21 protein-coding genes and 1 pseudogene are annotated in these 21160 nt (G+C 58.7%); 14 read left to right on the forward strand and 8 right to left on the reverse strand.

Features of this window, described 5'->3' with window-relative positions; translation table 11 throughout:
- Positions 1-243 precede the first annotated feature (243 nt).
- The 5 genes from traC to CU100_RS26345 all read left to right on the forward strand — a co-directional run bounded on the left by traC (position 244) and on the right by CU100_RS26345 (position 3435).
- A complete protein-coding gene (traC, locus tag CU100_RS26325; protein ID WP_106719597.1) occupies positions 244-507 on the forward strand; it encodes a conjugal transfer protein TraC in 264 nt (87 codons plus the stop codon).
- 4 nt (positions 508-511) lie between these two features.
- On the forward strand, positions 512-724 hold the full coding sequence (gene traD / locus CU100_RS26330) for a type IV conjugative transfer system coupling protein TraD (RefSeq protein ID WP_106719598.1): 213 nt from the start codon (positions 512-514) through the stop codon (positions 722-724).
- Positions 717-2633, forward strand: coding sequence for a Ti-type conjugative transfer system protein TraG (traG, locus tag CU100_RS26335; RefSeq protein WP_106719599.1), 1917 nt, complete (start codon positions 717-719; stop codon positions 2631-2633). Before traD ends, traG begins: the two co-directional genes overlap by 8 nt.
- A gap of 172 nt (positions 2634-2805) precedes the next feature.
- The gene (locus CU100_RS26340) at positions 2806-3117 is read left to right on the forward strand and encodes a WGR domain-containing protein (RefSeq protein ID WP_106719631.1); all 312 of its coding nucleotides are present in this window, start codon (positions 2806-2808) and stop codon (positions 3115-3117) included.
- Between the two features lie 39 nt (positions 3118-3156).
- Positions 3157-3435 carry an HU family DNA-binding protein gene (locus CU100_RS26345; protein ID WP_106719600.1) on the forward strand — a complete coding sequence of 93 codons (279 nt, stop codon included), beginning with the start codon at positions 3157-3159 and terminating at the stop codon, positions 3433-3435.
- 51 nt (positions 3436-3486) lie between these two features.
- On the opposite strand, the gene CU100_RS26350 is transcribed toward CU100_RS26345, so the two are convergent.
- From CU100_RS26350 to CU100_RS26360, 4 genes and pseudogenes are all read right to left on the reverse strand, one after another.
- Positions 3487-3795 carry a DUF736 domain-containing protein gene (locus tag CU100_RS26350; protein WP_037211031.1) on the reverse strand — a complete coding sequence of 103 codons (309 nt, stop codon included), beginning with the start codon at positions 3793-3795 and terminating at the stop codon, positions 3487-3489.
- A gap of 491 nt (positions 3796-4286) precedes the next feature.
- Positions 4287-4490, reverse strand: a complete 204-nt coding sequence (locus CU100_RS26650; protein ID WP_146141906.1) for a hypothetical protein — start codon at positions 4488-4490, stop codon at positions 4287-4289.
- A pseudogene (locus CU100_RS26355) lies at positions 4429-5362 on the reverse strand (ArdC family protein). Before CU100_RS26355 ends, CU100_RS26650 begins: the two are co-directional and overlap by 62 nt.
- Positions 5363-5655: 293 nt before the next feature.
- Positions 5656-6114: a hypothetical protein gene (locus CU100_RS26360; RefSeq protein ID WP_245419274.1), complete on the reverse strand. Its 459-nt coding sequence runs from the start codon at positions 6112-6114 to the stop codon at positions 5656-5658.
- 444 nt (positions 6115-6558) lie between these two features.
- On the opposite strand from CU100_RS26360, the gene CU100_RS26365 reads away from it, so the two are divergent.
- The 3 genes from CU100_RS26365 to CU100_RS26380 all read left to right on the forward strand — a co-directional run bounded on the left by CU100_RS26365 (position 6559) and on the right by CU100_RS26380 (position 11654).
- Complete coding sequence (locus CU100_RS26365) at positions 6559-8277, forward strand: amidohydrolase family protein (protein WP_106719601.1); 1719 nt, start codon at positions 6559-6561, stop codon at positions 8275-8277.
- Positions 8278-9038: 761 nt separating this feature from the next.
- Entirely contained in the window at positions 9039-9671 is a 633-nt protein-coding gene (locus CU100_RS26375) for a pyridoxamine 5'-phosphate oxidase family protein (protein ID WP_106719602.1), read from the forward strand.
- 357 nt (positions 9672-10028) lie between these two features.
- Positions 10029-11654, forward strand: a complete 1626-nt coding sequence (locus tag CU100_RS26380; protein WP_106719603.1) for a hypothetical protein — start codon at positions 10029-10031, stop codon at positions 11652-11654.
- Positions 11655-11989: 335 nt separating this feature from the next.
- Here the strand turns inward: CU100_RS26380 and CU100_RS27535 are convergent, their stop codons facing one another.
- The 4 genes from CU100_RS27535 to CU100_RS26395 are packed head-to-tail and all read right to left on the reverse strand — an operon-like array spanning position 11990 to position 14238.
- Positions 11990-12118, reverse strand: coding sequence for a hypothetical protein (locus tag CU100_RS27535; RefSeq protein ID WP_280951636.1), 129 nt, complete (start codon positions 12116-12118; stop codon positions 11990-11992).
- 19 nt (positions 12119-12137) lie between these two features.
- Positions 12138-13175 (reverse strand): NAD(P)-dependent alcohol dehydrogenase, encoded by a 1038-nt coding sequence (locus CU100_RS26385; RefSeq protein ID WP_106719604.1) that lies wholly within the window; start codon positions 13173-13175, stop codon positions 12138-12140.
- 9 nt (positions 13176-13184) lie between these two features.
- A complete protein-coding gene (locus tag CU100_RS26390; RefSeq protein WP_106719605.1) occupies positions 13185-13937 on the reverse strand; it encodes an SDR family NAD(P)-dependent oxidoreductase in 753 nt (250 codons plus the stop codon).
- On the reverse strand, positions 13921-14238 hold the full coding sequence (locus tag CU100_RS26395) for a hypothetical protein (protein ID WP_146141907.1): 318 nt from the start codon (positions 14236-14238) through the stop codon (positions 13921-13923). Before CU100_RS26395 ends, CU100_RS26390 begins: the two co-directional genes overlap by 17 nt.
- Before the next feature lie 315 nt (positions 14239-14553).
- Here CU100_RS26395 and CU100_RS26400 point away from each other — a divergent pair, with 315 nt between their 5' ends.
- From CU100_RS26400 to CU100_RS26425, 6 genes are all read left to right on the forward strand, one after another.
- Positions 14554-16023: an aldehyde dehydrogenase family protein gene (locus CU100_RS26400; protein ID WP_245419276.1), complete on the forward strand. Its 1470-nt coding sequence runs from the start codon at positions 14554-14556 to the stop codon at positions 16021-16023.
- A 3-nt stretch (positions 16024-16026) separates the two neighbouring features.
- The gene (xylB, locus tag CU100_RS26405; protein WP_106719607.1) at positions 16027-17547 is read left to right on the forward strand and encodes a xylulokinase; all 1521 of its coding nucleotides are present in this window, start codon (positions 16027-16029) and stop codon (positions 17545-17547) included.
- 33 nt (positions 17548-17580) lie between these two features.
- The gene (locus tag CU100_RS26410) at positions 17581-18273 is read left to right on the forward strand and encodes an HAD-IA family hydrolase (RefSeq protein ID WP_106719608.1); all 693 of its coding nucleotides are present in this window, start codon (positions 17581-17583) and stop codon (positions 18271-18273) included.
- Positions 18270-19109: a MurR/RpiR family transcriptional regulator gene (locus tag CU100_RS26415; RefSeq protein WP_106719609.1), complete on the forward strand. Its 840-nt coding sequence runs from the start codon at positions 18270-18272 to the stop codon at positions 19107-19109. The genes CU100_RS26410 and CU100_RS26415 overlap by 4 nt, the downstream gene beginning before the upstream one ends.
- Positions 19110-19167: 58 nt before the next feature.
- On the forward strand, positions 19168-19878 hold the full coding sequence (rpiA, locus tag CU100_RS26420) for a ribose 5-phosphate isomerase A (protein WP_106719610.1): 711 nt from the start codon (positions 19168-19170) through the stop codon (positions 19876-19878).
- A gap of 196 nt (positions 19879-20074) precedes the next feature.
- Positions 20075-21157: a sugar ABC transporter substrate-binding protein gene (locus tag CU100_RS26425; protein WP_106719611.1), complete on the forward strand. Its 1083-nt coding sequence runs from the start codon at positions 20075-20077 to the stop codon at positions 21155-21157.
- Positions 21158-21160 lie beyond the last annotated feature (3 nt).

Below are 21160 nucleotides of genomic sequence, written 5' to 3' on the forward strand. Positions count from 1 at the left end.
AATCCCGACGGTTGAACGAACATCGTGTTCGTCGGGATCGGATCGGGCCTCGCCGGGCCGGCGCAGGCACGTCGCGACTGCGACGTATTACTGCGCCCTTGGAAACCGCTCCTTCGGAACGGTCGGGATGATCATCCAAAGAGTCGGCCGCGCCGACTAGCTTTTTTATTAGTCGCGCAGGCGGCGCATCCGGCGAAAACTGATGTCCGGTCACAGACGCAACCGACATGGGGTTCAACCGGAATGAAGAAGCCGTCATCGAAAATCAGGGAAGAAATCGCCCGTCTGCAGGATCAGCTCCGTCAAGCCGAGACGCGGGAGGCCGAGCGGATCGGCCGCATCGCGCTGAAGGCGGGATTGGGCGAGATCGAGATCGAGGAGACTGAACTGCAGAAGGCCTTCCAGGAACTGGCGGTGCGGTTTCATAGGAGCGACGCGAAACCCCGCAAACCCGAGACCGCGCCGGTCACGGCTGGCGCGGTGTCGGGCGGCGCTGGCGAGGCTTGAGCGAATGCGCCGATCGACGTCATCCGAGGCGCGGAAGAAGGACACGCGCGAGAAGATTGAGCTCGGCGGGCTGATCGTGAAGGCCGGTCTGCGCTACGAAAAGCGCGCGCTGCTGCTCGGCATGCTGATCGACGCGGCGAGGCGATTGCGCGATGACGAAGCGGAACAATCGCGCCTGACAGCGATCGGCGCGGAGGCGTTTGGCCGTGATGAATAGGATCCTGTTTGCAATCGTTCCCGCCCTGCTGATGATCGCCGTCGTCATCGGAATGACTGGCATCGAACAATGGCTCGCGGCGTTCGGCAAGACAGACAATGCGCGTCTGATGCTCGGCCGGATCGGAATCGCCCTGCCCTATGTCGCAGCTGGCGCGATTGGCGTCATCTTTCTTTTCGCGACGAATGGTTCGTCGAGCATCAAAGTTGCGGGATGGGGCTTCGTCGTCGGAAGCATGGCAGCGACGATCATCGCCGTGATGCGTGAGGCCATGCGGATTTCGGCATTTGCCGATCGAGTGCCGGCGGGACGCTCACTGATCGCCTATGTCGACCCGGCGATGATGGCCGGCGTCACCGTCGCGCTGCTCGCTGGCGTGTTCGGACTGCGCGTCGCGATCACGGGCAATGCCGCCTTCGCGGCCACTGCGCCACGCCGCATCCGGGGCAAGCGCGCGATTCATGGCGAGAGCGACTGGATGAGCATGCCCGAGGCGGCGCGGCTATTTCCCGATGCCGGCGGCATCGTCATCGGCGAGCGATATCGCGTCGACCGCCACAGCGTGTCGGCGATCTCGTTCCGCGCCGATGCGAAGGACACATGGGGGGCGGGCGGCAAGTCTCCGCTCTTGTGCTTCGACGGATCCTTCGGCTCGTCGCATGGTGTCGTCTTCGCCGGCTCCGGCGGCTTCAAGACGACGTCGGTGACGATCCCGACCGCGCTCAAATGGGGTGGCGGCCTCGTGGTGCTCGATCCATCGAGCGAGGTTGCGCCGATGGTGATCGAGCATCGAAAGCAGGCGGGCCGGAATGTCATCGTGCTTGGTCCGGGAAATCCGGCAATCGGCTTTAACGCTCTCGACTGGATCGGCCGGTTCGGCAGCACGAAGGAGGAAGATATTGTCGCGGTCGCCACGTGGGTGATGACCGACAATCCGCGGCAGGCGTCGGCCCGCGACGACTTCTTTCGCGCCTCTGCCCTGCAGCTGCTCACTGCTCTGATCGCCGATGTCTGCCTCTCCGGTCATACGGAAGAAAAGGATCAGACATTGCGTCAAGTCCGGGCGAACCTGTCCGAGCCGGAGCCGAAGCTTCGCGAGCGTCTTACCAACATTCACAACCAGTCGGATTCGGCCTTCGTGAAGGAGAACGTCGCGCCCTTCATTTCAATGACACCCGAGACCTTCAGCGGCGTCTATGCCAATGCTGTGAAGGAGACACACTGGCTTTCCTATCCGAACTATGCGGCGCTGGTGTCGGGTTCGAGCTTCTCGACCGACGATCTCGCCGCCGGCATCACCGACATCTTCATCGCACTTGATCTCAAGGTACTGGAAACCCATCCGGGGCTCGCACGGGTGATCATCGGCGCACTGATGAACGCGATCTACAATCGCAATGGCGAGGTGACGAACAGGACGCTGTTTCTTCTGGATGAGGTGGCGCGTCTCGGCTATCTGCGCATCCTCGAAACCGCGCGAGACGCCGGCCGCAAATACGGTCTGACGCTGACGCTGATATTCCAGTCAATCGGCCAGATGCGAGAAGCCTATGGGGGCCGCGACGCCAGCTCGAAATGGTTCGAGTCTGCGTCCTGGATCTCGTTTGCAGCGATCAACGACCCGGAAACCGCAGAGTATATCTCGAAGCGCTGTGGTGATACCACCGTCGAGGTCGATCAGACCAGCCACTCGTCGCAGATGTCGGGATCATCGCGCACGCGCTCCAAACAGCTCACGCACCGTCCACTGATCCTGCCGCACGAGGTCCTGCGCATGCGCGGCGACGAGCAGATCGTCTTCACCGCCGGCAACGCGCCACTGAGATGCGGTCGCGCTGTCTGGTTCCGGCGCGAAGACATGAGAACCTGCGTCGGCCACAACCGCTTCAACAGCAATATTGAAAGTTAGGAATGAAGCGAGTCACGACTCCCCGCACCCCGACAGGGTACATGTTTCAACATAGAAGAGCGAAGTGAAACGACGTCGGCGGCAACATCTGATCACGAAAATGAATCGATGTGCATCGGACGATTCAAAACTCTGATTGGACGCCGGAATCTGAATGGGCGATTGTGCGAAGATGATCGTTCAACCCTATCACCTCTATGTCGAGCGTATCGAGCTTGAGAAGAACATGGCGCGGTTCTATGCGCTCGCCGTCCAGCCGACACTGTTCGGCGAGGTGGCGCTGGTGCGCAGTTGGGGGAGGATCGGGACACGCGGCCGGCAGAAGGTGCACGTCTTCAATGAAGAGAAGCACGCCATCGGTCTGTTCTTCGAACTTCTCCGCGAAAAGCGAAATCGAGGCTATAGACCAAAACCTCCTGTGGAAATCCAGCGTCTTGGACATTCTTCGCTGCAGCGCGTCAGTGACAAACTCTTCGCAAGCTGACAGGGTTTCGGCCTTTCATAGAAGATGCTAGGGAATTCCATGACCTCCACAAATGAAATCGCCGACAAGATTGCAGCCGACAACAGCCTGACGAAGGTCCAGGCCAAAGGCATCGTGGAGGCCGTCTTCCAGGCGATCGCGAACGCCGCGGGCTCCGACGCTGAAACGTCTATCCCGGGCTTCGGAAAGTTCAAGGTGAAGGCATCGCCCGAGCGCGAGGGTCGCAACCCTTCGACCGGAGCAAAGATGACGGTTTCGGCTTCCAAGAAGCTCACCTTTACGTCTGCTAAGGCGCTCAAGGATGCACTGAACAAGTGATCCCTTCGATAAAGGAGAGCCCCGCAATTTTCGGCGGGGCCCTCCTTATGCTCAGTCCCGGTTCGGCCGAGACCAGATGAGGGAGAGGCCTTCCTCGCCTTCCACCTCAATCAGGGTTGCGTAGATCGGGGCCGGGAAGCTCGGGTCGTCGAGCTTGACCGAGAGGTAGTCGCGGCCTTCATTCGAAGTTTTCTTCCACGCTGCGCCGAACTCGACATTACCTGCGAGGATGCGGAAGTCCGGACCCTTTTCGGTGGCGCGCTCGACTGCGCGGACGGTTGCTTTGACGTTGAGGTTGAGTGTCTTGATGGTGCCGTTGAAGCCATTGCCGGAAGCGGTGAAAGAGCCGATGGTTGCCATTGTCGTGTGCCTTTTCTGTTGTTCGGGCCGCGCCCACCGCGGCCTCGATGGCTGTCGATAAGACCGGGGACGATCGGCCTGCACCTGAAAGGCCGAAACGCCGTGGAGGACGGCCAAGGGAGAGGCTTTCTTGCCTCGCGAGGAATGGGCGCTTCGGCGCACAGGGGAAGAAAACGAGCCAGCCGTTGCGGATGCCGATCGAGCCGAGCTTCAGTTCGGTGATCTTCCGTCAGACATGCCCCATCGAGACCCGAGTGGCTGAGCCAGCTGACAGGTCGCAAGGAATACGGCAATGGCGTCATCTGGCGGTTATCGATTGTAAACGACCTACCCGCGCTCCAGCCCGCTCAGCTCACAAAACCAAGCTTGATCTCTCGCTTCGACGCACCTATGAGGGTGGCCCCAAGCTGTTTCTCACCGCGTTGTCGATATGCCGCGCAGCAAGCGTTCGATTGCATGGCCGCCTCATTTCAACATGCACGCGCCGGAACTCACGTCGATCTTTCAGCCGGCTTCCAGTCCGAAGACAGCGGCCCGATTTCTGGCTCGTCCTGCGGCTTGGTATTGACGACGTCGTCGAAGAGCGTGGCTTTGAGACAGATGCGGCGATTGCCCGCATCCATAGCGCCTGGTTCAAGCCGTACGTTGCGCCATAGGCTGAAGATCGTGGAGATAGGCCACCGCTTTTTGCGCATGCGCGGCTGCGGAAAAGACGAACCGTTTCTCATTCTTGAGGATCGAGAGCCAAGGAAGCAATATAGCTCGCGTGATCCGGTCGTGGTTCCATCTCCGGCACGATACCGAGATCGGCGCACAGGAAAACGGCGCCGAGTTCGGCGATCAGCTCTTCACGCGCACGCTCGGTCTTGTCTTTCGCGTGGCGCGACAGATCACGATCGAGACGATGCTTCGCTCCAACCCAATGAATTTGTTCATGGCCCAGGGACGCGTAGTAGGATTCCACGTCCCGGAAGGTTTCGATCGGCGGCATCTGGATGATATCCGGGCCTGGAGCAAAGAAGGCCTTGTTGCCACCGTGGCGGATCACGGCTCCCGTTGCCGCGAAAAATGCGTCCGCTGCGGCAATGCGATTGACGTCTATCTTGGGATCTTGCCGAAGAGAAGGTAGGTATTCATCGGGCAGATCATCGATCTGTTCGAAATTGAAGACCGTGTAGGTTTTCAAAAACGGAATATCACGTTCGACCTCATCGCCATTGTCCGCCCTTTCCGTCCTCCTGACCCGGTTCGCATAAACGACTGTCGAACCGGTCTCACCCTTGCGGACATGCGCGCCGAGCTCGGCCGCCTGGCGAAATGTCATCCATGTCGGAGAGCGGGAACCGCGCGAGACCGTTTCCGACCACAGCAACAGAACATTGATACCGGAATAGGGCTCGCCAATGGGCCGCAATGGACGGGTAATGCGATCTTCCAGATGGCCGCTGCTTCAGGGCTGCACCCAAGGGCGGACGCCCACCTCCAGCGAGGCAATGATGCGGTCTGTGATTTTTGCATAGATGTCGACGCGCGTTTCCTGACCGTTCTTCCTGCTTTCCTGTCTCAATTTCTCTCCTCCATTCGAAGATCGCGCCCATCGCGGTCCGTCACGGCGGTCGAGCGAAGGCCGGAGACGGCGCACCCCGAGGTGATCCCACGAGGAGTGGGGATAGTGAGATCCGGGCCGAAACGAAGTGGAGGGCGGCTTGCCGTTGCGCCGGCACCAGCCGGCCGAAGCTAGATCACGAGCCGGAGCGGACCGTATGGGTGCGCTATGTCCCACTCAAGAAGCCGGCGCCTTGTGGCGCCCGGCCGTTTCGAACGGGAACGAGAAATGCGGGGCCGAAGCCCGCAATCGTCCTATTCGAATGCTGCCATCTGGGCACTGGCGGCCTTTTGATCGACGGATGCGCCAGATTGCTCGACCGTGCGTTCGTAGGGCTTCCAGGTTTCCCCGGTGATGTCCTCGTAGGCGGAGACGGCGCCTTCGGCTGCCATTTGGAGAACATGGGCCTGAAGGCCCATGTCGGCAGCAAATTCGCGCTTGCGCTGGGCGCGGCTGTCGAAACCCATATGGCCGTCAAGGTCTTCGTCGCGATAATCGTTGGAGAGTTTGCTGGTGAGGTCACGCGCTTCCGTCACCGATCGGCTGTAGAATTGCCCCGCGGCGTAAGCTGAGCCGACGAAGGAGCCGACGATGCGCTGCATGTGGATCTGCATGGCCTTTTCGCCAAGGCCGTCTTTCAGAGCGTTGGCGCTCTCGATCAGTTGTGAGCGATGGAGAGCGCGGATGCCAGCTTGCGCATTACCTTTTAGCACCGCTTGCAGGCAGTGTTGATTTGAGTAGTGCAAGGCAGGGCTCAATTCTTGCCGGCATCGGATCATGCGTTAGCTGTGGCTGAGCCCGAACACACTTCCGGCGTACTTTGCTCTGCAGAGGGCGCTCAAGAACACGAAGCAGGGGCTTTGATAACTTACGCGTACTTTTGTCATGAGGACATTTCACGCCAAAAAGGTAAACGAGCCCCGCGTGGCATTGCCAGAATAATACGGGACAGCATCCTCGTTGGAATAATGAGTACGGTATTTGATTGCGGAACCATAACGCGACTGGGGCGACTGACGAGACCGTCGGGCCGCTGGACGTGTCTGCGACAATATTCCTTTCCATTCTGATGCCTTTTACTCACTCGTCAGGTAAGAGCCATTGCCATTATACTGGCGTCGTGATTGCATCCTTGCACGTATACATGGGGATTGTTGATGCGCAGAAGAGACTTTCTTCGCCATACGACTTTGTCAGCTGCGGTGCTGACCGGCGGCTGCAATCGGACAAATCCCGATCCCTTACAGCCGAGCGCTAAGCACCTGATCGTTGATGCGCATTGCCACGTCTTCAACGCTTCCGATTTGCCCGCGGCGCGGTTCCTCCGCCAGGTGGTGATCAGGGACTTTCCGAAGCAATCTGCGATGATGAAAACGTTCGAGATCCGGGATCCCGATGTCACAGACCGTTTCATAGAACTGATCCTGACTCTTCTGGGAACAGACAAAGCACCAACCGCCAAGGAGGAGATCGCCTTTCTGAAGGGCATCCCCAAGGCTCCTGCGAGACGGGAGCCGGCTGAAGCACGCGAGGCGGCCATCACTGACACTGCGAACTTTCTTGTGATGCTCGATCGCCGGCGGCGGAATATCGTGACAATGACGGCCCCTACTCGTCGGCAGAAGCGTCGAGTTGCGGGCGACGAAAAGTTCCTGGCTTATATGCTTGGCTCCCGCATGGAGATCATGCGCTCGGCCACGGAAATGAGCTTTTCTGACGCCCGGGTTGCCAGTCGGGAAGTCTTTACGTCAAAGGGCGCCATTTCGCGGTATCTCAACTGGTTCAGCCTGTTCAGGTTATATCGCCATGTCCTTGTCGAAAAGCTCATCGCCGACACCCCCGGCCAGGGATTCAGGCTCGCAATGTTGGCTCCCGCACTCGTCGACTACGACGAGTGGCTTTATGAAGATGTAAAATCACCGATTTCGGAACAGATGGAAGTGATGTCCGAAATTTCGGTGCGTTGCGTCAGGCAAAAAGATGGCCCGGTGCTCCACGGCTACATCGGTTTCGACCCATTGCGGGAAGTGGTCTTTGAAAACCACAAGGGTAAGGTGAGCTCTCTTAAAACAGTCGAGCGTGCTTTGAGCGAGTTTGGATTTGCCGGCGTGAAGCTTTACCCACCGATGGGCTTCCAGCCATCCGGAAATAGGCGTCCTTATCCTCAGCGGTCGCTCGATATGCTGGGTTTCGACCCTAGCCGGCAGATGGATGAGGCGCTTCGCAAGCTCTACGCGCTGTGCATGAAACTCGATGCACCCATTCTCGCTCATGGCTATTCGTCGAACGAATCGGGTAACGGCTACGCCAAGCGGGGCGATCCGCACTATTGGACTCCCGTTTTCAGCGAATTTCCCAAACTTCGGGTCTGTTTGGCTCATTTCGGCCGTTTTGATGCTCCTTCGCAGGGGCGCGAGAACCTCGCATTTCCACAGAGAAGCTGGGAGTGGGCCTTGGGCGAATTTATGAAGGGCCATCCACGCCACAAGATCTATGGGGATATTAGTTATTTCTCGGAAGCGTTGAGCGGCGACGCCGTGCTGCGGAAATCTCTGGCGGCGAATTTCCGGCTTTGGACAGACCTTTTCGATCCAAAAGTCGATCGACTGATATTTGGAACTGATTGGCTGATGCTGGGTCAGGAGAAGGGATATGAACATTATGTCGGCAGTGTCAAAGCATTTCTGCTCAGTGACTGCGGTTTTGCCGAGGAGATCTGCGACAAGATTTTCAGACGCAACGCGCTGAATTTTCTCCCGCTTCAGCAGCGCAGCATTGGTAGAGCACGGCTTGAAAGATGGTACTTCAAAAATGGCTTGGCGCCCCAAAGGCTGCCGCTCATACCTGAAAACATCTTTGCAGGTCTTTTTCGCTGACCAGCGGCAGCTGTGATTGTCGCAGAGCGATCAAACATTCATGCGATAATCGAACCGGTTCGCAAATAGAGGACCACCCGCAGGAATTCAGGGGCGATCTGCGGGGCCGCTTTGCCGCTCAAAGGGGGTAGTCATGAGCGATTTTGAAAAGTCTGACGAAAAAGGCGGTTTTACCTGAAAGCTATGGCGCGGTGAGCGTACGACGAAGATCGGCGATACGGCTCGGGTGATGCGATCTGCCGGTGACAGTATCGTCGAGCTGGCACCGATGAAGTTTGGTTTCCCCCGACCGGCAAGGGCGGACCGGTATTTAACTTCCGGTCGGAAGGAAGACATTTTGTCTCGCCTATTCAATACTACGTCTCGAACAGAGCGTGGACTGCAGAGTCGCTAGTTATGCCCCTCTCGTTGATGATTATTTGATTTGGCAAAAGCAGGCATAAAAGTGACGAAACTAACGACGACTGCTTTGCGCCCGCATTTCGGTCGTTGATGCGACAAGGCGGTTCCTGAAAGTTGCCGGTCCGCTTAGGTTACCGCAATGTCTGTGATTGGGTGGGTTAATGACAGGCCCGTTCTGGATAGGACGGTGAGAAGGCAGCTTCTACACGATCGGCCGACTCACTGCTGGAGCTGCCTAGAACGTTAGCCTAATAGCCGAATTACTGCTGTCGCGGTAAGGTAGATGGGCGCTTGACAAAACTGATGTGCGCACCTCATCTTGAGGCATTTGAAAATGCGAAGTCTCTTGGAGGAGAGGTATGGATCCGAAATTCGTCATCAACCGCGAGGAAGCTTTGCGCGAACTTTACCCGGCCACGCATAACCTCGCTATTCAGAAGTTTCAGGAAATTCTTGGAGTGCATGCGCAAGCGTTTATCCGACGTTCACCGTTCCTTTGTTTGGGCACGCAGGATCTAAACGGCCGGGCAGATGTGAGCCCACGCGGCGACCAGCCCGGGTTCGTAAGTATTTTGGACAACAGGACCCTGGCTATTCCTGACCGTCCAGGGAACAATCGATTGGACAGCCTTTCTAACGTCATAGCAAATCCTGCTGTGGGGCTGTTGTTCATGATCCCTGGCTTCGACGACACCCTGCGCGTCAATGGAGTGGCACGCATAGTCACTGACCCGGACCTTCTCGAAACCATGACGGTCAACAGTCGCGTCCCCACTCTAGCAATAGTGGTGCAGGTCCGCGAGGTCTTCCTGCATTGCGCAAAGGCCCTCAGGCGCTCGCATATTTGGGATACTGCTCACCATCAGGATCGCAAACAGATGCCGTCGTTGATCAAGATGATACTGGATGAAACGACCGGGGCACCGGAGGAGGAAGAGATGCGCAAGATCGATGCGGGCTTGGAGGAGGACTACAAGCGAACGATGTACTAGAAAGCATCCTGACTGCGGATCCGATCAAGCCAAAGATGGCAGGTCTGTTCTTGGGGAGGCACGGTGTCAGCGCCACAGGCCGGAATTAAGGTTGGATCCGGTCAGTCGGCAATGCGCGCCCCCATTTCGGTCGTTCAGGCCGCGGTCGCGATCGCTTAGGAGCTGCCGGTCCGTAATTCGTCATGATGTCAAGTTCAGGGTGGATATCTGCATGTTGGATTCACGACACAGGTGAGAGTGATCGCGCCCCTGCCCGTGAGTTTCGGGACGTTGGCGTTTTTTCTCCATTTCCTGTCACACTCACATAACGCCCAATTGGATTCGACAGTATCGGCGACTCGGATCAAAATCATCCGTATGAAAATGAAGAACCTTGAAAAGTATCGGACTGGCGGAACGCGGGGCAAGATGAAGCTAGCCATCCCGGTCCCACGAACGCCTAACAGCAGGGCGTACCGCTATTCTCCGAACGAGGCTGCGGAGCCACGGCATTTCCTGATCGGGAACCGTGTCGCTGAAATCGAGCCGACAGAGGCGCAGCTTCTTCGCATGAAGCAGCCACCGGGAACGAAGAAAACAGTCTGCCCCTATAGCGGTGTCATCGATGATGACGATGCCTTCATTCATCCTGAAGACATCAAAGCAGCGCGGGCGACCGTCGAGCATGCTGCCGTCGAGGATGTCCGGTCCGCATTCCGCGAGATGTTTTCTGATCTCGGTCGCAAGCACAAGGGCATTACCTTCAAGGCTGGGCCATCGCGCTCGAAACCGAAGCCGCGTTTTCGCAGGAAGGACCTAATGCGCGAGCTGGTGTGCGACCATTGCGGGCGCGACTATGGCGTCTATGCGATTTCGCTCTTTTGCCCGGATTGCGGTGCCCCCAACCTTGCGCTGCATTTCGCCCGCGAGGTGGAGCTTGTTAGCGCGCAGGTCGACTTGGCAGAGGCTTTGGACAATGAACTGGAAGAGCTGGCGTACCGGCTTCTCGGCAACGCCCACGAGGATGTTCTCACCGCATTCGAGGCGACCCTGAAGGTCGCGTATCGTCATGGGGTGAGCCAGCGCCATGAAGACACGGCCCCGGTGAAGCCCGTCGGCAATGACTTTCAGAATGTGGCAAGGGGTCGCAAGCGCTACGTGTTTTTCGGCTTCGACCCCTTTGCGTCACTCTCCGCGTCCGAGCTCAAAATCCTAGAGCTCAACATTCAGAAGCGCCATGTGATCGGGCACAATCTTGGCGTCATCGATGAGAAATTCGCCGACCTCGCCGGGAACGCGAAAATTGGCGAGACGGTCGCCCTCGTCGGCGAAGACATCCGCGCCTTTGCGATCGTCGCGCAAAAAGTCGTCGCGGTCATTGACGAGTGGCTTGTGTCACTGATGCCTCCGCCCTTGCTGGCGTCGATCCCCGAAGAACAGGCGCAAGTGCAGGAGCCTTCGCCGGCTGCGGATACACCGATGATGGTCGGCGATCTCGGCGTACTCCCAAGCCGGGTCGGACTTTGGTTTGCAAAGCATGACCCAAACGGATTGCCGGGCAGCTTGGGCGATGACACTGCGTTTCGTGCGGCATTCTCTGATGTTCCACACCGCGATCTCGACGATGCTTTGGCGAAGCTGGAAGCCGATGGCTACGTCACCCTTTATCGGATGCTTGGTCCCGAACTGCCGAGGATTAACCTGACATCTGAGCTGTTCGCTGAGTTCGATCCGGTGGCGCTCGGAACCGATCCCGCCATGGATGCCGTTGAGTTGATCCATAAAGTGCTTCCGGCCAATCAAAGCGTCAGTGTGGAAGAGCTGCACAAGGAGACGGGATGGGGCCTTCGGCGGTTCAATCCTGCGATCAGCTATGTGCTGGGCTATATCGGCGATGGCCATATCAGCCGGGGCGGCTCCTTCGACTATCCGGCACGCTCGTTCGCGGTGACGGCCGAAGAGCGTGTCGCTCTCCGGCTTTTCCAGCAGCAAGTGCGGAGCTAACGCTCCGCACTTGCTAGTGTAGTTGTCAAAATAATATACGCGCGTCGCGATGTCTTTTAGGTCGCGCACGCCCGAGCTCAGATTCCTAGGTCAGGGTCACTTTTTGACCAAGCGCGAAGGCCTTCGCCAATACACAGGGAGACCTAGGCGCCGGTTTCGTGCCGTCTTTCGCCCAGAAGGTACCCTGGTGATTTGGCGCTCGCGCCTGCCAAGAAATGGCAGCTATCTGTCTCCAGAACCCAAAAGCGGTCGGTCCGGAACCGCCCCAAATCAGCCATTCAACCCGCGTACGCGGATCTTAATACACGTGGTTCTGATCTCTTCAACGCGCAAGTTCACTGAATGATTGCCGCGCCGCCGTGAACCATGAAATCCACTACCGTGGCCGGCGTCGATGAAACCGTCGTATCGCCTCCGACCCATTCTCCTGCGAACAGATGCTTTCCGTTCGGTGTCCAGCTCATGTCATTCATCTCCAAATTATCAGCGCATTGCGATCTGTATCTTCACGTCTTGTGGGTGACCCCCGTCAGCCCGCTCGAAGGCTTCGATACTTTCCGGAAATGGATATGTCGCGGAAACCAACGGTTTGACGTTGATTTTTCCTTCCGCGAGAAGTGCGATTGCCCGGTCGTAGACATTGGCATACCGGAAAACCGTCACAATACGGATTTCCTTAACTTGCAGCGCGACGATATCGATGGGAACGGGCGCCGTCGGCATGCCGATGCAGGCCAGCGTGCCACCCGGTCGAAGGCAGCCCGCGATCCCGATGAACGCCGGGGCGGCACCGGAGCATTCGTAGACAATATCCACACCCCAGCCGTTCGTCGCCTTCAGAACCTGTTCCGAGAGACCGCCGACAACCGCATCGAGGGGCTCGATCCCGGCGTATTGCATGGCCATCTCCACCTTCTTCGAAGCCGGGTCGAAAATCAGGACGCGAGCACAGCCGGCGGACAACGCCGACAGTGCTACGAGGATGCCGATCGGCCCAGCGCCTAGCACGAGCGCCACGTCGCCGGCCGCGACGCCGGTCTTGTGGACCGCCTGCAAGCCGACCGCCAGGGGCTCCACCATAGCACCCTCCGCCGCCGAGACATTGTCGGGCAACTTGTACGTCAGGCTGGCCGGATGCACGACTTCCGGTGTCAGGCAGCCATGAATCGGCGGTGTTGCCCAGAAGGTCAGTGACGGGTCGAGATTATAGAGGCCGATCCGGCTTGGACGGCTCGAAAAATCAGGTATGCCGGGCTCGATGCAGACCCTGTCGCCTACCGAAAGGTGATGAACGGCGCTCCCGCAGGCAGCTACGGTGCCCGCCCCCTCATGGCCGAGGATCATCGGCTCTCTGACGATGAATGGCCCGATCTTGCCGTGTCGGAAATAGTGGATATCGCTGCCGCATATACCGACGACATCCATCGCGATGCGCACGTCGCGATCCCCTAGCGTCAGGTCGAGATCGATGTCCCTCAGGGTGATTTTGCGTTTTTTTTCAAGAACAAGTGCAATCGGCATGGCGACACCTCAGATGCTTGTATACCCGGCGTCGGCGCTGACGATCGACCCCGTCATGAGGCTCGACGCGTCGGAAGCCAAGAACTGGACGATCGACGCAATCTCGTCAGGCTTGCCCATGCGCCCGGCGGGCGTCAGGTCGATCCAGCGCTCGATAAGCCCCGGCTGGCTTTCGAGGCCATGTAGCAGAGGCGTTTCGATGTAGGTAGGGGCCACAGCGTTGACCCGGACCCCGCGCTTTGCCCATTCCACGGCAAGGGAGCGCGTCAGGTGATGGACACCTGCTTTCGACGCGTTGTAGTGGCATTGGGGCTGCGGCACGTTGACGATGTCGGCCGACATCGAGCCGATATTGATGATCGAGCCGCGGCCCACTTCGATCATGCGGCGTCCAAAGGCGCGGCATGTTCGAAAAACGCCGCCGAGGTTCACCTCGATGACGCGATCCCATTGCTCGTCCGTCATGTCCTCGGCCGGCACGTTGCTGACGATACCAGCGTTGCAGACAAGAATGTCGAGCGGTGGCAGATCTCGGGCGATGGCGTTCAACTGCTCGCTGTCTGTGACGTCGAGCTGTCGCGCCGTGGCCTGTCTGCCGATAGCACGCGCCGTGTTTTGGGCGCGGCCGAGATCGATATCGGTACAGACGACTGCCGCACCGGTTTCCGCCAGGGCCTGGGCGCAGGCCGCACCGATTCCCTGACCTGCTCCAGTCACCAGGGCCAATCGATTATTCAAGTCCATTTTAGAACGATAGGTCATCTTCTACACTCAAATCCGGGTTGATTGGCCCGTCTAGCAGGCCGGGAACACATCCGTTTGGTACCTGGCCTATAGCAGGCCGCGCTTGGCCATGTCCCGCATCAGGCCCATAACCGATCTCCGCTGGCGCAAGAACCAGATGCTCGGGTTTGCCGATAGGCTCGCTCGTCAAAGTCTCGAAGCGCGCAGCCGGATTGTCATCGAGAAAGTCGGCGACTGACTTCACGGCCGCAGTCACATCGAGCATAATGCCATTGCGAAGTATGACGCCGGATGGTGCATTCAGGTCTGCACGCCACACGTCCCACAAGCCGCGCCTGATGGGAATCTTCGGGAAGCATATGTCTCCTCTATTGTTGCGTAACGTAGTAAAACTATTTTACACCTCGGCCGACGTCAAGCCGATCAATACGAAAATTGCCTCTTCGCGGCTGCTCAGTGCGTCTACTCTTTTTGATCCACAGTCAAGTTATGGAATTTCGTGTTGTAAAACAGCATTTTGAAGGATGTTTGGCGCAGATTTTCGTTTTTCCGTTGCGCCGGTTACGAATCCGAGTACATGTAGTTATGCTATTTCGCCTTCTCGAGTTGGGCGACCTATATGTTGGAGGAACGCATGACAGAGGCAATGCTGTCCCAAATCAGCGGCAAGCTGTTCATCAATGGCGAGTTCATCGAGGGTGCGGGTGAGCGCATCGATGTCGTCAATCCCGCGCGGGGCACAGTTATCGGGCAGATCGCCGCAACCTCGCCCGACGAGATTGAGACGGCGGTAAAGTCAGCACGCGCCGGCTTCCGCGTCTGGTCGCGCGTGCCAGCGAAGCTGCGTGCCAATTCGCTTCACAAGCTCGGCGATCTCATCGCTGCCGATGCGCCGCGCATGGCCCGGATCATGACGAGTGAGCAGGGCAAGCCGCTGAACGAAGCCAAGGGTGAAATCCTCAAGCTTGCGGAAGCATGCCATTTTTACGGCGAGGAAGCCGTACGGATTCTCGGTGAGATTGTCCCGAACGATCAGAACGGCTTTCAGAGCCAGGTTGTTCGCGAACCAATCGGCGTGGTGGGCGCGATCACGCCCTGGAATTATCCGGCAGAGCTCGTCGGCTGGAAACTGTGCGCCAGCTTGGCCGCCGGCTGCGCGATTATCGTCAAGCCCGCCGAACTGACACCATTCACGGCGCTTGCGATCGCTGAGAAGGTCAAGGACGCTGGCATTCCCGCAGGGGTCGTCAATGTCGTCACCGGCAAGGGCTCGATCGTCGGTCAGGCGCTTGTGGATCATCCCGGCGTCGACAAGATCGCCTTCACCGGCTCAAGCGCGGTCGGACTGCACATCCAGCGATCCTGCCCGAGCGTGAAGCGCCTTTCGCTGGAGCTTGGAGGCAATTGCCCGCTGGTGGTGACCGCAAGCGCAAATATCGGTGCAGCTGTTAAGGGCGCTGCACGCCGCTCTTTCCGCAACATGGGCCAGATCTGCATCGCCATCAATCGTATCTACGTCGCGCGTCCGCTTTACGAAGAGTTTCTCGAGAAGCTCGCAAAGGCCGCCAATGCACTGACCATCGGCGACGGCCTCGACAATCCCGCTGCCGACGTCGGGTCGATGGCCTCCGCCGACCCGCTGAGGAAGACCCGCGAGCATCTGGCGGATGCGTTGGAGAAAGGTGCGCGGCTTGTAGCCGGCGGCGATGCGCCGGACGGCGGGGCCCTTTCGAAGGGCTTCTTCTTCCGCCCGACAGTCGTTGCTGACTGCACGCAGGATATGAAGGTCATGAGCGAGGAGACGTTCGGCCCGCTCGTCGGAGTCGCTCCTTTCGACACGCTTGAAGAGGCCGTCGAGAGGGCAAACGACACACCCTACGGACTGGCATCCTATGTCTATGCGCGCGACCTGCAGGAGATCTACACGCTGTCGGCCGAACTCGACTACGGCAACGTCGCCATCAACAATGTCGATGCCGGTATCATGAACGCACCCTATGGCGGCCGCAAGCAGAGTGGCATCGGCTACGAGCATGGCCGCGAAGGTTTGTTGGAATATTTCAATTTCAAGCATGTCCGCCTCTTTCACGGCGTGGGAGCCTGACCCATGCCTGCGGCTCTCCTCGGCATCGACATCGGCACGTCCGGCTGCAAGGCGCTTCTTCTGTCGGTCGAGGGCAATGTGCTGGCGACAAGCACCGCTACCTACGGTCTCTCCCAACCGTATGTCGGCTGGACCGAGCAGGACCCGGTGCTCTGGATCGAAGGTGCGTGCAAGGCCGTGGCGAAGGTCATGGACGGTTGCGGCGATGTCGAACTGATTTGCATCGGTCTTTCCGGCCAGATGCATGGATTGACCCCGCTGGACGCAGATAGAAAGGTCTTGCGCCCCGCCATTTTGTGGAACGACCAGCGCAACGCCGCCGAGGTCGCCGAAATCACGCAAAAGGCAGGTGGGCTTGAAGCGCTGATCGCGCTCACGGGCAACCGCATGCTTGTCGGTTACACCGGCGGCAAGATCGTGTGGATGCGCAACCGGGAGCCCGAACTCTTCGCGCGGATGCGCCATATGCTGAACCCAAAGGACTATCTGCGCATGGTCCTGACCGGCGAGCTTGCAACCGAGGTATCGGACGCATCCGGTACCGGTCTTTTCGACGTAAAAAATCGCATCTGGGCATCCGGCCTCATCGAAACGCTCGGTATCGATCCGCGGCTTCTGCCCGCCTGCTACGAATCCGACGAGATTTCCGGGCGCGTCAGTATTGAAGGCGCTGCCCTGTTCGGCTTGCCGGCTGGTGTTCCCGTTGTCGGCGGTGGTGGCGACAGCGTCATTCAGACAATCGGCTCGGGCGTCATCGGGCCGGGCGAGTTACAGACGACGATTGGGACGGCGGGCATTCTTGCCGCTGCGCTCGATGCGCCGGCGCCGAGCCTGGATGGCCGCATTCAGATGTTTTGCAATGTCGCGCCGTCCAAATGGCATGCGATGGGCGTGTCGCTCAATGCCGGCGGGGCAATGGGCTGGTTCCGGTCGATCCTGGCCGAGGCCGGGCACGGCAAAGACCTGACATTCGACGAGATCTGCGCGGCTGCCGAGAAAAGTCCGCCGGGTGCGAAGGGGGCGTTGTTCCTGCCTTACTTGAACGGCGAACGCTGCCCGCATCCCGATCCGACGGCGCGTGGCGCATTCGTCGGCCTGACTACACGACACGATCTTGCAGACGTGGCGCGCAGCGTCATGGAAGGCGTGGTCCATGCCTTCCATGACATGCACGCGCTGTTGAAATTAATGGGCATCGAAGGTACGCTCATCAAGGCATCGGGAGGCGGGGCGAAGTCTGCGCTGTGGCGCCAGATCCAGGCCGATATGTTCGAGTGCGACGTTGTGACGACGGAAGGCGCTGCCGAGGGCGCTGCCTTCGGGGCAGCACTCGTCGCCGGCGTTGGAATCGGCGTCTGGGAGGATGCCACGCAAGCCGCCGGCACGTTGAAGGTGCTGACGCGCCAGGCGCCGAGCGCCGCGTCCCGCGATGTCTACCGCAAGGCACATAGTATCTATCGCAATCTTTATCCCGCGCTCTCGGAAAGCTTCTCCGCGTTGAACGATCGGGTTTTCGCCGATTGATCAAGCGGACCAACCCTGGAACTTGGCAGTCTTATGAAACAGTATTCAGCTTTGATCTTCGACCTGGACGGCACGCTGATCGATAGCGCGCCTGATATCGCCGCCGCTGTCAACGTCTATATGGCCTCCAAGGGTTGGCCAGAACTCGACGCCAATTACGTCGAAAGTTTCATCGGCAACGGGCCGAGGCGTCTCCTGCTCGACATCTTCATCGACAAGGGTCTTCCGTCCGACGATGCGACGGTCAATACGGCCGTCAAAAGCTATATCGACAACTACACGCGGGAGCCGGCCAACCGCACGCGGTTCTTTCCGCATGTCCGCGAGGATCTGCACGCGTTGCATGCGGCAGGCTTTCGCCTTGGCATCTGTACGAACAAGCCGCATGCACTGACGCAACAGATTCTGGCCATCCTCGGGTTGGATAAACTGATCGAGGTTGCACTCGGCGCCGATGCGGTTCCGGCCTGTAAGCCGGATCCGCGGCATCTTCTCGCCGTTGCCGAACAGATGGGCCTGCCGGAGGGCGCATGGGCCTATGTTGGCGATACCAATATCGACAAGGCGACCGCCGGTGCGATCGACGCGCCGTTCTTCGTCGTGCCCTGGGGAACAGGCGCATCCGTCGAGGTCGTGCCACAACAGCGTCTGAACCGGATCGCCGATCTCATTGCCTATGTCATGGAATCGAAGGAATCCTCGTCCGCTAGAGGGAAGATCGCATGAACGTCAGCCTACTGCAGCGCATTTTCCAGGAAATGGACAATATGGGCGGCGCCGAGCAACGCATCGCGAACTTCGTGAATGCCTCCCCCGGCGAAGTAATCCATATGAGCATGGCGAAGCTTGCCGAGACCTGCTCGGTCAGCGATCCCACCATCATGCGATTCTGTCGCCGGTTCGGCTATGATGGCTATCAGGACTTCAAGCTCAAGCTCGCGCAGAGCCTGGTGCCATCTGCACCGTTCGCCTACGAGCAGATTGTGCCCAACGACGGTATCGAAAACATCGTCCGCAAGACCTGCCGCAACTCCCTTAATGCGATCCAGCGCGCGCTGGAGGATCTCATTCCGCAACAGGTGGAAGCCGCCGCTCTGCTTCTGCGTGATGCCGGGTGGACGGGCATCTACGCGAGCGGCATTTCAGAAGTCACGGCGATTGATGCGGAGCACAAGTTCCAGCGTCTCGGCATGCGATGTGCTGCAATTCTCGGCCGAAACAAGCAGTGGATGCATGCCGAAAGCGCCCGTCCCAACGAGGTGGCGCTGATCTTTTCTCAGTCGGGACACACGAAGCAGATGGTGGAGCTGGCGATCGCGGCGCGGGCGGGCGGTGCGCGCGTTGTTTCCGTCACTGCGGCCGAAAGTCCGCTTGCGCGGGTAACCGATGCTCTGATCGCCATCCTGCCCTACGACCAGACGGAACTGATGACGCCGCTTGCTTCGCGCCTCAACCACCACCTTGTCATTAACATGCTCGTCACGGCCATCGCCGTATCGAGCGGCAGCGAATTCCCCGACCAACTGCCGGCGCTCGATTCATGGCTGACTGACAAGATCTGACCCATCGCCTACCAGCGGGCAAGAGCCACGGCAAAGCCCGGCAATCTAAGGAAAAACTATGTCCGACCGACAGAATGAAGCAAAAAAAATTGCTGGCCGCCGGGTTATCCAGGAATTCGTCCGTGATGGCATGAAGCTCGGCCTCGGTTCCGGCACGACCTCCCATTTCTTCGTGCGCGAACTCGGCAAATATGTCGCCGACGGCATGAAACTAACCTGCACGACGACCTCGCGTTCGACGATTGACGTCGCGCGGGAGGTCGGCATCGCGATCACTGATCCTAACGACATCGGCGAACTGGACCTGACCGTCGATGGCCCGGACGAAATCGATCGTCGGTTCAACATGATCAAGGGCGGTGGCGCCTGCCTACTGTGGGAAAAAATCATTGCGCATGCCTCCAGGCAGATGATCACGGTCTGCGACGAAACCAAGATCGTCGATCATCTCGGGGCTTTCCCGCTGCCGGTTGAAGTCGTCCAGTTCGCGTGGAAGCAAACCGAACGCATGGTCGCAAATGCCATTTCCGAACACGGTATCACGGCGGACATCTACCGCCGCATGCGCGACGGCCAACCGGTCGTGACAGACAGCGGCAATTTCATTCTAGACTGCAAATGCGGCGTGATCACCGATCCAGCACCGCTGGAAATCGAGCTTAACCGGATCCCCGGTGTCGTCGAAAACGGGCTTTTCACACGGGAATCCTCGGGCATGGTGGTTGGCTGCTTTGATGGCAGCTCCTACGTGACAATGCGAAATATGTAGTAAAACTTCTAAACTGGCGGGATGATGGCTCGGCCCCTGCAGCGGCGACTTACGCCCAATAATTCGCGCATTTGGTGCGGGATATTAAACGATATGCGGTTTAATCCCGCAGACATGTGAGGTGGCCGCATCGAAATGGCTTGACATCCAGAGACGATATGTAGTGAAACTATATGCGCTACCAAGGGAGGTTAAAATGGGTAACGACTTAAGAGTGAACAGGCGTCATGTACTCGCGGGCGGTCTTGCGCTTGGCGCGAGCGCTGCTACGGGGAGCATGGCTTTTGCGCAGGACAGTGTGTTCCTGCCGTTCAGCAACAAGAGCCTCGACTACTATTTCTTCGTCATCGAGGAAGAAGCAGTGAAGCGGGCCGTTGAGGGTCGCAAGTGGTCATTCCAGGCGACCAATGCCAGCTTCGACAACACCAAGCAGCTTGAGCAATGGCAGAGCCTCATGTTGTCCCAGCCGGCCGGTTTGATAGCCGACCCGATCGACAGCCAGGCCATCGTCAGTGCCATTCGCCGCTACAATCAGAAAAAGATACCGATTGCCATCATCGATACGCCGGCAGACGGCGGTGATGTCGCGATCACCGTTAGCTTTGACAACAAGCTCGGCGGCGTGATGGCTGCCCGCGAGATCATCGATCGCCTGACCAAAAAATACGGCAGCCCGAAGGGCAAGGTGCTGAATTGCTTCGGCGCTCTTGCCAGCGTGGCCTGGCGCCTCCGCAAGGAAGGCATGGACGAGGAATTCGCCAAGTATCCCGAAATCACTTACATCAGCCGCCCGACGGAAGGTGCGCTCGACCAGATGCTGTCGGTCACACTTGCCACTTTGTCGGAGCACCCCGATCTCGATGCTGTTCATGCGCCGAGCGACTCGCCAGCGCGCGGGATAGCAACGGCCCTGCAGCAGAAGGGCCGCTGGAAGAAGGTCGGCGAGGACGGTCACGTCATTTTCGTGACAATCGACGGCGAACCGGTCGCGGTCAAGTTGCTTCAGGAAGGCTACATGGATGCCTGCGTCTCGCAGGATCCGATCGCCTATGGCGAAATCGCCGTCGAGATGCTCGAAAAGCACTCGATGAAGGGCGAGGCCGTTCCGCTCGGCGCATACGAAAACAAGAAGTACTTCTGGGAAAAGGGCCAAATCGTCGCAGGCACAACCGGCCCGACGCTGATCATTCCTCCATTCATCATCAACGGAGACAACGCCGCCGACAAGCGCCATTGGGGATATGTCGCCGAGAAGGAGTGGGGTGTACCCTATACCTGATGC

It is taken from the genome of Phyllobacterium endophyticum, from assembly GCF_003010935.1.
Lineage (GTDB): Bacteria > Pseudomonadota > Alphaproteobacteria > Rhizobiales > Rhizobiaceae > Phyllobacterium > Phyllobacterium endophyticum.